The organism is Klebsiella sp. FDAARGOS_511, assembly GCF_003812845.1.
Lineage (GTDB): Bacteria > Pseudomonadota > Gammaproteobacteria > Enterobacterales > Enterobacteriaceae > Klebsiella > Klebsiella grimontii.
This window is the reverse complement of sequence record NZ_CP033824.1, coordinates 778,983-793,130: the sequence shown is the minus strand read 5'-3', so window position 1 is coordinate 793,130 and position 14,148 is coordinate 778,983. Positions and strand designations below refer to the sequence as shown.

At 53.9% G+C, this 14,148-nt stretch carries 14 protein-coding genes; 6 read left to right on the top strand and 8 right to left on the bottom strand.

Features of this window, described 5'->3' with window-relative positions:
• Window position 1 precedes the first annotated feature (1 nt).
• Genes EGY08_RS05070 through EGY08_RS05060 form a run of 3 tightly spaced genes read right to left on the bottom strand, consistent with a single transcriptional unit; the run spans window position 2 to window position 2,305 of the window.
• On the bottom strand, window positions 2-742 hold the full coding sequence (locus EGY08_RS05070) for an amino acid ABC transporter ATP-binding protein (protein WP_049112763.1): 741 nt from the start codon (window positions 740-742) through the stop codon (window positions 2-4).
• The gene (locus EGY08_RS05065) at window positions 739-1,464 is read right to left on the bottom strand and encodes an amino acid ABC transporter permease (protein WP_004131075.1); all 726 of its coding nucleotides are present in this window, start codon (window positions 1,462-1,464) and stop codon (window positions 739-741) included. The genes EGY08_RS05070 and EGY08_RS05065 overlap by 4 nt, the downstream gene beginning before the upstream one ends.
• Before the next feature lie 28 nt (window positions 1,465-1,492).
• Entirely contained in the window at window positions 1,493-2,305 is an 813-nt protein-coding gene (locus EGY08_RS05060; protein ID WP_004131076.1) for an ABC transporter substrate-binding protein, read from the bottom strand.
• A 191-nt stretch (window positions 2,306-2,496) separates the two neighbouring features.
• Between EGY08_RS05060 and EGY08_RS05055 the strand changes: the two genes are divergently transcribed.
• Together EGY08_RS05055 and EGY08_RS05050 are read left to right on the top strand one after the other, a co-directional pair.
• Window positions 2,497-3,393 (top strand): GntR family transcriptional regulator, encoded by an 897-nt coding sequence (locus EGY08_RS05055; RefSeq protein WP_004131078.1) that lies wholly within the window; start codon window positions 2,497-2,499, stop codon window positions 3,391-3,393.
• A 51-nt stretch (window positions 3,394-3,444) separates the two neighbouring features.
• The gene (locus tag EGY08_RS05050) at window positions 3,445-4,230 is read left to right on the top strand and encodes an SDR family oxidoreductase (RefSeq protein WP_004131095.1); all 786 of its coding nucleotides are present in this window, start codon (window positions 3,445-3,447) and stop codon (window positions 4,228-4,230) included.
• Window positions 4,231-4,394: 164 nt separating this feature from the next.
• Here EGY08_RS05050 and EGY08_RS05045 read toward each other — a convergent pair whose 3' ends face one another.
• Window positions 4,395-5,831: a DHA2 family efflux MFS transporter permease subunit gene (locus tag EGY08_RS05045; RefSeq protein WP_087828870.1), complete on the bottom strand. Its 1,437-nt coding sequence runs from the start codon at window positions 5,829-5,831 to the stop codon at window positions 4,395-4,397.
• A gap of 167 nt (window positions 5,832-5,998) precedes the next feature.
• On the opposite strand from EGY08_RS05045, the gene EGY08_RS05040 reads away from it, so the two are divergent.
• Complete coding sequence (locus EGY08_RS05040; RefSeq protein ID WP_004131099.1) at window positions 5,999-6,595, top strand: TetR/AcrR family transcriptional regulator C-terminal domain-containing protein; 597 nt, start codon at window positions 5,999-6,001, stop codon at window positions 6,593-6,595.
• A 100-nt stretch (window positions 6,596-6,695) separates the two neighbouring features.
• The gene (locus tag EGY08_RS05035; protein WP_004131101.1) at window positions 6,696-7,058 is read left to right on the top strand and encodes a RamA family antibiotic efflux transcriptional regulator; all 363 of its coding nucleotides are present in this window, start codon (window positions 6,696-6,698) and stop codon (window positions 7,056-7,058) included.
• A gap of 184 nt (window positions 7,059-7,242) precedes the next feature.
• On the opposite strand, the gene EGY08_RS05030 is transcribed toward EGY08_RS05035, so the two are convergent.
• Window positions 7,243-8,550: an alpha-glucosidase/alpha-galactosidase gene (locus tag EGY08_RS05030; protein WP_004131102.1), complete on the bottom strand. Its 1,308-nt coding sequence runs from the start codon at window positions 8,548-8,550 to the stop codon at window positions 7,243-7,245.
• A 199-nt stretch (window positions 8,551-8,749) separates the two neighbouring features.
• On the opposite strand from EGY08_RS05030, the gene EGY08_RS05025 reads away from it, so the two are divergent.
• Both EGY08_RS05025 and EGY08_RS05020 read left to right on the top strand, forming a co-directional pair.
• A complete protein-coding gene (locus EGY08_RS05025) occupies window positions 8,750-9,589 on the top strand; it encodes an AraC family transcriptional regulator (protein WP_004131103.1) in 840 nt (279 codons plus the stop codon).
• A gap of 186 nt (window positions 9,590-9,775) precedes the next feature.
• Window positions 9,776-10,390, top strand: coding sequence for a TetR/AcrR family transcriptional regulator (locus EGY08_RS05020; protein ID WP_004131104.1), 615 nt, complete (start codon window positions 9,776-9,778; stop codon window positions 10,388-10,390).
• Window positions 10,391-10,541: 151 nt separating this feature from the next.
• On the opposite strand, the gene EGY08_RS05015 is transcribed toward EGY08_RS05020, so the two are convergent.
• From EGY08_RS05015 to EGY08_RS05005, 3 genes are all read right to left on the bottom strand, one after another.
• Window positions 10,542-11,702 (bottom strand): aromatic amino acid transport family protein, encoded by a 1,161-nt coding sequence (locus EGY08_RS05015; RefSeq protein WP_004131105.1) that lies wholly within the window; start codon window positions 11,700-11,702, stop codon window positions 10,542-10,544.
• Window positions 11,703-11,791: 89 nt separating this feature from the next.
• On the bottom strand, window positions 11,792-13,021 hold the full coding sequence (locus EGY08_RS05010) for an aminotransferase class I/II-fold pyridoxal phosphate-dependent enzyme (RefSeq protein ID WP_004131106.1): 1,230 nt from the start codon (window positions 13,019-13,021) through the stop codon (window positions 11,792-11,794).
• A complete protein-coding gene (locus tag EGY08_RS05005) occupies window positions 12,994-14,133 on the bottom strand; it encodes an MFS transporter (RefSeq protein ID WP_004131107.1) in 1,140 nt (379 codons plus the stop codon). Before EGY08_RS05005 ends, EGY08_RS05010 begins: the two co-directional genes overlap by 28 nt.
• Window positions 14,134-14,148: the final 15 nt, after the last annotated feature.

Genomic DNA, 14,148 nt, shown 5'->3' with positions numbered 1-14,148 from the left:
GTTAATGTAATATTTGCGTCAGGAAGCGCTGCGCGCGGTCGCTGACGTGGCCGGCGAAGAAATCGTTGGTGCTGGCGCGATCGATAATTTCGCCGTTTTCCATAAAAAGAATGTTGTTAGCGGCCCGGCGGGCGAAGCCCATTTCATGGGTCACCACCATGCTGGTCATTCCTTCTGCGCTGAGCTCTGCCATCACTTCCAGCACCTCGCGGATCATCTCCGGGTCGAGGGCTGACGTGGGTTCGTCGTAGAGCATCAGCTCGGGCTTCATCGCCAGGGCTCGGGCAATCGCCACGCGTTGCTGCTGGCCGCCGGAGAGCTCGTCCGGAAAGTGGTCCGCGCGTTCGTTGATGCGCACCTTCGCCAACAGGTTGTCCGCCAGCGTGCGGGCATCAATGCGGTTCATCCCCAGCACCGTCATCGGGGCCAGCATGATGTTTTCCGCCGCCGTCAGGTGCGAGAACAGCTCGTAGTTCTGGAACACCATGCCAATACGCTGCCGCAGTTTGTGCACCGGCACTTCGCCGCGGCTGATGTGCTGGCTGGCGAAGAACACGTCGCCGCTGTCGGCAGGGGAGAGCATGTTGACGCAGCGTAGCAGGGTGGATTTCCCCGAGCCCGATGGCCCAATCAGTACCACGGTTTCCCCGCGCTGCACCTCAAGTGAGCAGTTCTTGAGCACGGTCTGGCGGCCAAAAGTCTTATCAATGCCGATCATCTCCAGCAGCGGTTTCTCGCTCATGGTTCCTCCCGGGCGGGTTTTGGTAATTTAAACAGGCGGTTCAGCCGCTTCTGGCTTTTGCTACGGCGCTGTTTGGGATCCAGCACGCTTTCCAGCCACGACTGGAAGACCATAAACAGGCTGGTGAGCAGCAGGTAATAGATGCCTGCGGCGCATAGCGCTTCGAAGTAGCGGAAGCTGGCGCTGGCGGTCTGGTTGGCGACCAGCAGCAGTTCCTGAACAGCGATAACCGAGACCAGCGCGCTCGATTTCAGCATGCTGATCATCTGGTTACCCATCGGCGGCAGAACGATGCGTGCGGCCTGAGGCAGCACGATTTTTCGCATGATCTGCCCGTTGGTCATACCGAGCGCCATGCCGGCAGTGCGCTGGCCGCTTTTTACGGCCTGCAGGCCAGAGCGCAGAATTTCCGCCATGTAGGCGCCTTCATTAAGCGAAAGCGCCAGCACTGCGCAGGTAAATGCGGAGAAGCGTAAGCCGAAGCCTGGCAGCACGTTGTAGACAAAGATTATCTGGAACAGCACCGGCGTCCCGCGAAACAGCCACAGGTAGAAAAAGGCCAGCCCTTTCCCGGCGCGAAACGGCGCTTCCTGCAATAGCGCCAACACCAGGCCCAGCACCACGCCACACAACAGTGAGCAGAGGGTAATCAGTAGCGTCATCCAGGCACCCTGAATAAACTCGGGTGAGAGGAAGTACTGCCACATAAGTTCGATCGACATAGCGTTCTCCGGTTAATGGCGAGACGGGTTAGAAAAGAGCAACGGAATCAGGGAAGTTCCATTTCTGTATCAGTTGCTTGTAGGTGCCATTTTTGACGAGGCCCTGGAGACCTTTTTCCAGCAGAGCCTGGGTTTCGCTATCGCCTTTACGCACGGCAAACGCGATGTGGGTATCTGCCTCGAACTCATCGCCAACCGCTTCGAACATGCCCGCTTTTTCGGTTAGCAGGGCGACGGTCCCCGGCGTGGAGAGGAATTCAGCATCGGCGCGGCCCTGGGAGACGGCAACGGCGGAGTCGGTAGCGGCGGGGAAGGTCATGACGTTAATGGCCGGTTTTTTGGCGTCCAGACAGCGCTGGTTGTCTGCCCGGGCCTGGCTCTCTTCGATCCCCCCGAGCGTTACGGCGATATTTTTACCGCAGAGGCTCAGGTCGCGTCCGGTGATTTTTGCCGGATTACCTTTGCTCACCACCACGCGGCTGCCGATCTTCAGGTAGGGCACGAAGTCGACCTGCGCGGCACGGGTCGGGTTGACGTACATGGCGGAGTTGATGATATCGAGGCGTTTCCCTTGCAGTGCTGGGATAAGCCCTTTGAACTCCATCGGCATCGGCGCAGGCGTCAGCCGGATCTCTTTGCTTAGCGCGTTAATCAGGTCGATATCGAAGCCGGTGAGCTTGCCCTCTTTCACAAATTCAAAAGGCATAAACGTCGCCGCCGTGCCGTAGGTCAACTTGCCCGGGGCGATGGTTTCCACCGCAGCATGGCCCACCAGCGGGAGGGCGGTCAGCGCGAACATCAAGGTACGCACGTGGCGAAACAGTAAAGAATTGCTGGACATAGTCGTCTCCTGGTTAAGGTCTAAATTGAATTTAATGTGTCAATAAATACAATTTCACATGTGAAGAAAGCGTCTCATCCTGGTGCATATTGCACGTTAATCGTGCAGTCCTTGCTTTGTTTTGCTGCAATTTGTTGTGCATGATATTGTATATATCGACCACAACAATGCATTTCAGGGAAGCGTTCTCCATGCAGCCTGACTCCACTGCGAGCAGTCGCCGGATAGCCCGGCAAATACTCGACCTGATATCTGAAGCAAAATTCGATCCAGGTCATCATTTACGCGAGCAACATCTTGCCGATGCACTGGGGGTTTCGCGTACGCCGGTGCGCGCCGGGTTAAAAGAACTGACCCGAATGGGGGCGGTTGAAGCGCGTCCAAACCAGGGATTTTTCCTGCTTAAACGCAGCAATGAGCTGGAGCTGCTGGAGATTGAGCAGTCCAAGAGCAATGACCAGAAGCTCTACGAACAGCTGGTCCATGACCGTATTGCGGGCGTGCTGCCGGAATCGTTTACCCAGACTGAAATCAGCCAGCGCTATGAAGTCGATCGCGGCGTGCTGACCCGTACACTGGTGAAGCTATCGGAGGATGGTCTGATTGCGCGTAATGCGGGGCACGGCTGGCGCTTCCTGCAAACCCTCAACTCTGATGTCGCCCTGCGCAACAGCTACGGTTTTCGCCTGATGATTGAACCGACGGCGCTGCTGACACCTAACCTGCATGTTGACAGGCAGATGCTTAAACGTCTGCGCGCCCAGCATCTGCGCCTTATTACCCACCCGGACATTACGCAGGTTCCGGCAAAAGAGATTTTCGAAACCGACGCTGCATTCCACGAGTTGCTGGCGGAAGCCAGCGGCAATCTGTTTGTGCTACAGGCTATCCAGCAACAAAACCGGCTGCGCCGTTTGCTGGAATTTGGCAGCTATCACAATAAGCGCCGCGTAAAAGAGTGGTGCGAAGAGCACGTTGCTATCATCGATGCCCTGCGAGAGAACAAGCAGGAACAGGCGGCGGAATTGATGAGAAAACACCTGCAATACGCGTTTGACCAGGTCAATGTCAAAAACGGTCGCGCATAGCTGGCATCGCTCTTGCACATATTGCTTCTGAAAATACAATCAGGAGCATTTATGGATTTGCAGATACAACAACGAGTGGCGCTGGTGTGCGGGGCCGGAAGCGGACTTGGGCAGGCTATTGCTCTTTCGCTGGCGCAGGAAGGCGTGAGGGTGGCGGTCACCGGCCGCAATGCTGATAAACTGGCGCAAACGGTGGAGCGTATTACCCAGACGGGCGGCACTGCCCGCGCCTGGCCTTTGGATCTGGCCGCCCCGGAGCGGTTCGATACGGTGATTGCCGATATTCGCCAGCAGTGGGGCGATATCGATATTCTGGTCAACAATTCCGGTGGCCCGCCGCCCGCATCGGCGCAGGGGACAGGTGGCGCAGTCTGGCAACAGCAGTTTTCAGTGATGGTCGCCTCGTTGATTCAGCTCACCGATAAACTCCTGCCCGCCATGCGCAGCCGCGGCTGGGGACGCATTATTACCACCACGTCATCCGGCGTGATTACCCCCATTCCTGGCCTCGCCCTGTCGAACGCGCTGCGCATGAGCCTGCTCGGCTGGTCGAAAACTCTCGCCAGTGAAGTGGCTGGCGACGGCGTGACGGTGAATGTGATGGTGCCAGGGCGCATCGCCACCGACCGCGTGGGGCAGCTGGACGCACTCAGGGCGCAACGGGAAAACAGCAGTGCGGAAGCTGTCGCCGAAAAGAGTCGTATGAGCATTCCGGCCGGGCGCTACGGTGAACCGCAGGAGTACGGCGCCGCCGCTGCGTTTCTGGCAAGCCAGCCTGCCAGCTACATTACCGGGGCGGTGATTCGGGTTGATGGCGGATTGATCGGCGCGATTTAGTCACGGAGAATGCGTCATGCCGGTCGGTTTCGCCGCGGACCGGCATGACGGCTTATCAGCCGCTCCGAATTGTTTATTTTGCAGGCAACGAAGTCCATCTCTACAAATTTAACCCGCAGGTGTTGGGATCGGGTCTGAATACAATAAATTTTCTGATTAAACTTTTATTCTTCCTGCGTTGTTAAAGCGGAATGATTCACCATAAAAAATGCGCAAAGCGCGAGCAGTACGGCCCCAGCGGTAAGTATCCATCCGGCGTGGTGAAAGGCGGTTAAGCTCCCATTAGTCGGAGCGAATTGGAGGTAGCTCGCGGTAATCAATGCCGTTCCCGCCATCGCGCCAATACGCTGGAGGATGTTAAGAATAGGCGCGGCATCAGCGACATGACGGCTGCCAGCCATCGCCATGCCCGCTGCCATAGCGGGTACCGTCGCCAGGGCTAAACCGAACCCTCTGACGGCGATTGCGCCACCCACAAGCGTATAGTGACTCTCCGCATCAATCATCCCCAGCGGCAGGGTGGCAAATGCCGCGAGTAAGCCGCCCACGATCAGCACCGCGCGTGGCCCCAGCTTATCAGAAAAGTAGCCTGCCACCGGAAATCCTATCGCCGAACCGATTAACTGAGGAGTAAGAAGCAAGCCCACTTCAGCCAGTGTTTTATGGCAAACGTCGCGGAAATATAGAGGAAGCAGGAACTGCCCGCCAAAATTCACCGCGCCGCCGATAGTCATCAATATGGCAGATAGAGCGAAGCCCCGATGTTTGAAAAGCCCGAGATGAAGTAAGGGGGATTCAATGCGCAAAGAGCGATAAATAAACAAGCAGGTGAACAGGGCGCCCACGCTGAGCATGATGGCGTTCCAGCCATATTTGCCGCTATTCAGGCTGAGCTCTTTCATGCCTTCCATCAGTATCGGCAGGCTGCAAAAGACCAGCGCCAGCCCCAGCCAGTCCAACGAGAGAGGCCTGTCATTTTTTATGGTCGGACGGGGAAGCAACTTCCATCCGGCAAGATAGGCACACAGGCAGAAGGGCACGGTGATCCAAAATAACCCTCGCCATCCGCAGCTTTCAAGCAGGAGTGCGCCAAGCGATGTCCCCAATAAGGGGGCAATGACGATGGCGACGCCAATCGTGCCAATGACCCGCCCCAGGCGTTCGCGTCCGACGACCAGACCAAGAATAGTTTGCCCCGCTGGTACGAGTAATCCGCCTGCCAGACCTTGCATTATCCTTGCGGCAAGCAGCACCTCGAAACGCGGGGAAAGGGCGCAAACTGCCGAGAAAATCGCAAATAACATCAGCCCATAGAGCCAAAGCTGCGTAGCGCCAAAGCGTCTGACGGCCCAGGCGCTCAGCGGAACGCCTGCCGCAAGGGCCATAAGATACGCTGTTGCTATCCATTGTATTGCCGAGTCCGGCACCCCCAGGCCGATGGCCATGGCGGGCAGCGCCGCGCTGAGCATCGTTGATGAAAGCATGGTGGAAAAAGCTCCCAGCGTGATAATGGCTGCCTGCATCCACAACACTGGCGGTATGGCATTTGTCGGTCGCGGATGGGTTGTTTCCTTGACCAGCTTGTCTTGATGGATATTCATAAAAAGCCCCCTAACAGACGATAAGCGAAGAAATCTATCATTGATCAATTTATCTATCATTGATAGAGTAATTTGCATTAAAGTTTCCGTCAGGCGCCGGGGTCAGACAAAATGACTCTTCACAGACCGCTGGCCCGGGTAAATGGATTAACAACAGGATCAATATCATGGCGAAAATTCAACGAGATCAGGTGATTGAGGCAGCATTAGCTCTCTTAGATGAAGTCGGTCTGGAAGCGTTGACGACCCGTAAACTGGCACAAAAACTGGGCGTGGAATCCGCGACGTTGTACTGGCATTTCAAAAACAAGGCCAATTTGCTGGAAGAAATGGCTTCAGCTGTTTTAGCCAAACACCATGCGCTAGCGGTGCCCGAAGAAACTTCGGAATGGACAAGTTGGCTGGCGGATAACGCACGTAGTTTCCGCCGCGCTCTGCTCGCCCATCGGGACGGCGCTCTGTTACATGCAGGCACATCGCCGACCCGGGTGGGAGGAGAAACCTTTTATCCAAAGCTGGTTTATCTTGTCCGAGCCGGTTTCAGTGAGGCTGAAGCCGCAATGATATTACTTGCGATTAGCGAATATACTTTGGGGTGCGTATTAGAGGAACAGTCGCGAACGTACGGTAATGATAATAAAAAGTTATCAAAAATACCGGCAGAAATTTCCCATATCGAATCGTTGGTCAAGCCACATCCGGATACCGCTTTTGAGTATGGTCTGTCTTTGATAATTAAAGGATTATCAATGCCATCAGCTTAATATTGTGCTTATTACAACACGATTAGCATCAGAGGCTTTAGCAAAAATTACCACAGAACCACCTTGATAATACCGGGAGAATGCATAAGGAGGAGACCCCATGTTTATTTCTGAATCCGTGATCGCCGTTATCATTGATTGGATCGACGATAACTTACATAAACCACTGCGTATAGAACAGATAGCTCACTACTCAGGCTATTCAAAATGGTATCTGCAGCGTTTGTTCCTGCAATATAAAGGAGAGAGCCTGGGGCGCTACATTCGTAATAAAAAGCTGGATTCAGCTGCCCGCGATTTACGCGAGACCGATGAGAATATTTACAGTATTGGTTTGCGCTACGGCTATGACTCGCAGCAAACCTTCACCCGATTATTTACCCGGCATTTCCATTTGCCGCCCGGTGAATATCGCAAGAAAAACAAAACAACCTATTACGTACCGGGAAAAGCTGAATTTTAATCTCCTTTCCGATAGCCCTGGCCAAGCCGCCGCAGATAACTCGATGCGAAGAGATTTATCAATAAATAGAAAAGCAGACAGCGCCGAAAATACAAAACCTCCTGTTCTTTGGGTAACCATGGGGAACGGCGCGGAAAAAGCCGCGCCTTGTGAGTTATCAGGAGGTATCTGATCAGCAGGGCGATTAATGGTAGGTGGGAAGCCAGTCGCCATGCGCGTCAATCAATTCGTCGCACAGCTTGCGGGTGTCATCGATCGACAGTTCGGCGGAAGTGTGCGGGTCGAGCAGAGCGGCATGGTAGATAGCTTCGCGCTTGCGCGTAACCGCCGCCTCGACGGTCAACAGTTGGGTATTGATGTTGGTACGGTTCAGCGCCGCCAACTGCTCAGGCAAGTTGCCGACGTAGCATGGCGTGACGCCCTGGCCATCCACCAGACAAGGGACTTCGACACAGGCCTCGGAAGGTAAGTTAGTGATCAAACCGGTGTTGAGCACGTTACCGCCAATTTTATAGGGCCGATCGGTTTCCATCGCTTCGATGATATAAGACGCGTATTCATGGGTACGGCTATGGGTCAGGCTGGTGTCATGGGTCAGCGCCACTTTCTGCTGCTGCCATTGTTCAATCTGCTCAATACACCGGCGCGGATATTCATCCAGCGGAATATTGAATCGTTCAATCAGTTCCGGGTAGTTGCGTTTGATCCAGTAAGGCATGTATTCGGCGTTGTGCTCTGACGATTCGGTGACGTAATAGCCGAAAGTTTTCATGATTTCATGGCGCACCATATCATCATGCTTGCCCTGCAGGGCGCTGGCCCGGCGCTTAATTTCCGGGTACAGATCCTCGCCGTGGCGGCGAATGTCCAGCAGCCAGGCCATGTGGTTGATACCCGCGATATGAAATTGCACGTCGTCGGTTGGCATGTCCACGCTTTTCAACAGCGTTTCAGCGCAGACCTGAACGCTGTGGCAAAGTCCGACCGTTTTCACCTCCGTATGACGCAGCATAGCGCCGGTTATCGTGGCCATAGGATTGGTGTAGTTCAGTAACCAGGCGTTCGGGCAGACGGCTTCGATATCCCGCGCGAAATCAAACATTACGGGTATGGTGCGCAGTGCGCGGAAGATACCGCCAATTCCCAGGGTATCGGCAATCGTCTGCCGGAGACCATATTTTCTCGCGATAGTGAAGTCGGTAATGGTGCAAGGGTCGTAGCCGCCGACCTGGATGGCATTCACCACGTAATGGGCGTTTTTCAATGCCGCGCGGCGATTCTCAACGCCAAGGTAAGCGGCGATCTTCGCTCTGCCCGCATTGGTATTGCTGTTGATATTGTTCAACATGGCGAGTGATTCATTGAGACGCGCGCCGTCGATGTCGTACAGTGCAATCTCCACCTCCTTCAGCGTCGGGGTCGCCATAATGTCCCCGAGTACGTTTCTGGCGAAAATGGTGCTGCCCGCGCCCATAAATGTCACTTTAATCATGGTATTTCTCCGTTCCTGCTGTTTTCGTCAGGCAGACTGTACGCTGTGGCGTGACCCGGAAATATGGCTAAATGTGATATTGCTATGGCGAAAAATGATGTCGCAAAGAAAGTGTGAGCCAGCTCTGAATCTGACTGAACCGGGGGACTTTACTGGCGGTATCTCTGATAATGTGAGGGGAAAAAATCGCGAGTTACTGATGCACAAGACTTTTACTCTCAATCATACCGACAATATCGAATTGAACTTGTACCAGTACGGCGAGGAGAGTTGTCATAAGGGGCACCGTTATGGCCCCGCTGTCCGTCAGCATTATCTATTTCATTATGTGATAAGTGGAACCGGCACCTTTTACAGTGAATCCGGCGCTTTTCCTGTCGTCGCGGGGGAGGGGTTTCTGATCCACCCCCATGATGTGACCACCTACTGCGCGGATAAAAAAGATCCCTGGCATTATATGTGGCTTGAGGTCGATGGGCTGATCGCCGCCAGAATTTTCGCGGAGTGCCATCTGAGCCGGCAATCGCCAATTTACCGACCCAATCTGAATAATGACAACCTCAGCGCCCTCGGCTACCTGCGGCACATTATCGAACATGGCGATGAACACCGGCTGAAGGTGCAGGGGCTGTGCTATCTCTTCTTTTCGACCTTAATCAGCAATACGCATGATCACCGGGCTCCTCTCCGTGATGACAAGACCAGACACCTGCAAAAGGCGATCAAAAAAATTGAAAATCGCTACCACGAACCTCTGACCGTTGAGAGCCTGGCCGCATACTGCAATATCAACCGTAGCTACCTTTGCCGGTTGTTCAAAAGCGCCTACGGTATAGGTCCCAAGGAGTATTTGCTCAATTTTCGTATGAGCATCGCCGTCAGCCTTCTCAAAAACAGCAATACGGCGATTAAAGTTGTGGGTATTTCCGTAGGCTATGAAAATCAGCTGCATTTTTCTAAGGCTTTTAAGAAAATGCACGGCGTATCTCCGGCTAAATGGCGGCAAAAATACCTTTCTGAACAGCAGCCGGCGACGTGACGTTTACCGCTTATTTACCTCTGTGGTGTGGTTGAAATAAAGTTTTATCGGGGGGAGCCGATGCTTTTGTTGGCGGACGATTTTGTCTGATACAATTTTATATGACCTTGCATCAAGCGAAATTGTGGCTGAATGATAAAATGGTCACTATTTGTCAATCAAAGACCACCGCGTTAAGCTAACAGAATGACTAAAAAAATGAACGTACCATCAGCACGTGGCCCGCTCGATCACAGCGTCCGGGAGCAAATCGTCAACGCCGCATTTGAGCATTTCGGGCATTACGGCTACGAAAAAACCACCGTAGCGGAATTGGCTAAATCTATCGGTTTTTCAAAGGCCTACATCTATAAGTTTTTCGATTCCAAACAGGCTATCGGCGAAGTGATCTGCGCTAACCGCCTGGAGACGATCATGACGGCGGTACTTGCAGCGGTGGCGGATGCGCCATCAGCCAGCGAAAAATTACGCCGCCTGTTTCGCGCGCTCACCGAAGCGGGAAGCGAACTGTTTTTCCACGATCGTAAGCTCTATGACATTGCCGCCGTCGCCTCCCGGGAGAAGTGGCCATCAACGGAAAGGTATGCGGAACGCCTGTTAAAGCTGATTGAAAGCATTGTTGTCGAAGGCAGGCAGGCCGGCGAGTTCGAGAGGAAAACCCCTCTTGACGAGGCAACCTATGCGATATACATGGTGATGTGCCCCTTCATTAACCCTGTTCAGCTGCAGTTTAACCTTGAAGCGGCGCCGACGGCAGCGGTCATTCTCTCCTCGTTGATTCTAAGAAGCCTGGCCCCCTGAATGATAACCGCTCTTTTTTTTGGTCACTGGTCTGAGTATGCGGGAGCTGATTAAGCGTTTCCCATGCTCAGGCTTTTTGCCGCTTGTCGTCCGTGCCGGGATTTGATGGCCCAACTGAAGCATTTTTTACAGACCTTGCGATGCATATCTACTAAAGAAAAGCGTAAATCATCAGTAGCCAGAGTAGGGCGCCGACGATAATCATCATTTTCAGAAGGACATTGCTGGCCGGGAAAATATATACCGGCGGCAGGGCGGAGCGCCTGGCCTTAATGAGTAAATAAGGCGGCAATAATATACTCCATAGCACCAGTGAAATGCCGGCAAAGGCGAGAGCAGATAAAAATCCTTGTGGGGCGAAAATACAGGCCAGAGCAGGAGGGAAATAGGTCAGAAATATTGCCAGCGGGCGCGATCCCCGGCGGCTAATTTTATTCAGTATATCCTCAAGATAATCACTCAAGCCGATTGAGGCCGACATCAGTGAGGCTAAAACGGCAATACACCCAAAGGAGACCAGCGTCAGGCGGGTCGCCGAGGTGGTCTGGTGGATATTAAGGGCGGTAATGAAGGCCCCGATGTTCCCGCCCTGGTCGCTGACATGCTGGATCGCCTGAGGCGTGAGCGCGCCCATGGTCAGCGTCAGCCAGAAAGCGTAGACGATCAGTGAAACCGCAAAGCCGTAATAGAGAGAGCGGGTAACCGCGCGATGATTATCCCGTCTGTACATTCTGCTCAGGGAGGGCACGCTGCCATGAAAGCCAAAAGCGATAATACAGACCGGCACGATCGGCAGGTAATACCCGAGCGGCGTGCTGGCGGAGATGTCGAACAATCTGAGCGGCTTTACGCCACCCGCGGCACCGGCGAACAGCAGAAAAAACAGGGTGAACTTGGCGGCGATAAGGCCGGAGAGGATATAGCCGGGTAATCTGCCGCCTGCCCACAGGATCGCCGAGGTCGTCAGCGACAGCAGTATTATCGGCAGCCAGCTGCGGCCCCTGGCATCGGGCGGTAAGAGATCGCGCAATATTGACGCGGCGCCTGAGATGTACGCGTAGGTCAGTAGGTAGAGCACAAAGCAGAAGGCTACCCCGATGATAACGCTGGCGGCGGGGCCGAGCAGCGCGCTGGTGAAAGTATGAAAGCTGGCGCCGGGAGGAAATCGCATCGTGATGTCAACGAGGATTAGCCCCGTCATCAGCATCAATATGCCCGTTGCCGAGAGGATCAGCAGGCCTTTTAAAAACCATACGTGGACGAACGCGATCGGCAACGCGAACATGCCGCCGCCGATAATGGTCGCCACCATGAGAGACGTTCCGCGCAGAGGGAACCCTGTTCCTTTCATATGAATGAGTGTCCGTAAGCGGCCTGACGAAGCAGGCCGGCAGCAGCTATTTATTTCGTGGCTTCAGCCAGTGATTCTCTGAAGTTTCGATAGAAGTCGTCGATTTGCCCGCTCTCGTGGAGAGCTGATAAAGCGCAGCGCAAAATGGCGTGCCCTTCTTCAACGGTCGGATACATCGCCACGGTCGTCGCGAAGCCGCGATCGTGCAGCTTTTTGCACATCGTGATGGCGAGATCTTCGTTACCAATCAGGATCCCCCGAATCGGCATCGTGGTACCCCGGTTTACGATTTCGGTCTTGCCGAAAACTTCGTCAAAATAGCGAATGACATTCTGTAACTTCTCCTGGCGGGCAGCGACGGTGCCGTCCAGGTGGAGGTCGGCGGCGGCTACGCAGGCGGCAATCCCTGGCAATGACGGCGGTCCGCCAAAGGCGTAGGTTGTGCCATAGGTCTTAATAAAATTGATGGTCTCTGCGGCGTGACAGGCGATAAATCCGCCGTGCGAGCCAAAAGCTTTAGACAGCGATCCGGCGATAATAATACGCTCGTCAAGCCGATGGCCTAGGCATGCCATCACATATCCCGAACCGTAGTCGCCGTAGATAGAGGTGCCATGCGCATCGTCTATATATGCGTAGCCGTCATACTGATGCGCCAGGCGGACAATCTGCGCGACCGGGGCGACTCCGCCCATGGAGCCTACGCTGTCTGATACCGATATCGGCGTCAGTCCCTGGCTGGCGGCATAGCGAAAGGCCTCTTCGATCCGCGGCGTATCCTGGAAATCAATTCTGACGACGTCCCCGAACTGCTGTAAAAGACCACGGTTGATTTGCAGCGTCGCGTGGGCGGTCTTCTCCATAATAAAATAGGGTTTTTTACTGAACGTAAAATGCGGCAGCGTCCCGGACGCCAGCAGCGGTAATACCGCGATATGGCAGGGCGTCACCGCGTTGAACGTCAGGGTATGAGCCCCATGCATGATTTGATTCAGTCGCGCTTCCAGCTGCGGGAACAGATCGACTTTTACCCGCGTTCTGGCGACGGAAACCTGCACGCCAAAACGCTCAATCGCGTCGATAACCGCTTTTTTCAGCGCCGGATGAGTCTCCAGCCCAAGATAGGAGCATGAGACAAACTCCACCATTTTTCTGCCATCGTCGAGGGTAATGACCTTGCCATCCCTTTTGGCTACCACCAGTTCATTAATATGTTCAGAGAACACCCTGGTTTGATATTTTAGCGATCTATCTATTTTCCTTTTTTGCCAGTTTTCCATTGCGTTACCTTCATTGTCGTGACTACCAGAAGAGATAAAATTGCCAGCGTTAACGTGCTCGTGCCGAGGGTTCTGTCAAACCCCAGGCCGGTGTCCGTGAGTTTTACAGCGAAATAGCTGATGGCGCCGGCGCAGACTGTTTGAATAAAACCGGTGACCGATGCCGCAATACCGGTTTTAGTACCTTTGATTTGCAGTGCGATAAAGTTGGCGGTCGGGTAATAGGCGCCAAGGCTGAAATTAAAAATCATCGATCCAGCGATGCATAATATGAGTGAGTGGCTACCGATAATAAATGGGGTGACCGCCAGCGCATTGATGATAAACAAAATCCAGGGGTTATTTATGCGCTCAAATTTTGAGAACTGATTGCCAATAATAAAAAACAACACGGAAGCGGAAAACAGCAGCGAGTAGTGCATTGTGCTCAGCCCAAGCTGCTGCATAAAAATGGCCGGCGACAGCGAGATATAGCAAAACAGCGAACTCAGGATCAGCGAAACCAGCAGCGTTCCCTGGATAAATGCCGGCGTGATAAACCCGGAAGAAGAGGGCGCCGCAGCGCTATCGCGATGCCCAAGGCGGCGCGGAGACAGCAGGAGGGTAACGACGCTAAACAGGGCCATAACGAGGAATATATGGTTCCAGCTCAGATGGCCGAGGATTGCGGCGCCGGCCAGCGGCGCAATAAGCGGAACCACCGCGCTGGCGGAAGAAATATCGGAAAGGGCGCGCTTGAGCGTCAGGGGAGAAAACGTCTCTTTGGCGATGGCTTTAGACAGAACCGGTCCTGCCCCGGCGCCCACGGCCTGTAATGCTCTGCCGGCCAACAGCATTGATAAACTATCGGCCATAAAACAGAGGAGGCTCCCCGCCAGGAAAAGCAAAAAGCTGGCCGTCAGCACGCGTAATTTACCCAGCTTTTCGCCGATAAACCCTGATAATAATTGGCTACAGGCGTATATCACCAGAAAACCACTAATGGTTAACTGAATAGATGAATAATCGCTGTGGAACGCTTTTTGTAACAGGGGTAGCGCCGGCACGATCATATCTGTCGCCAGCGCGGAAACCGATGCGGCGAGAATAAGGTATAAGTATATCCTGAGCATGTTAAACTCTTCGGT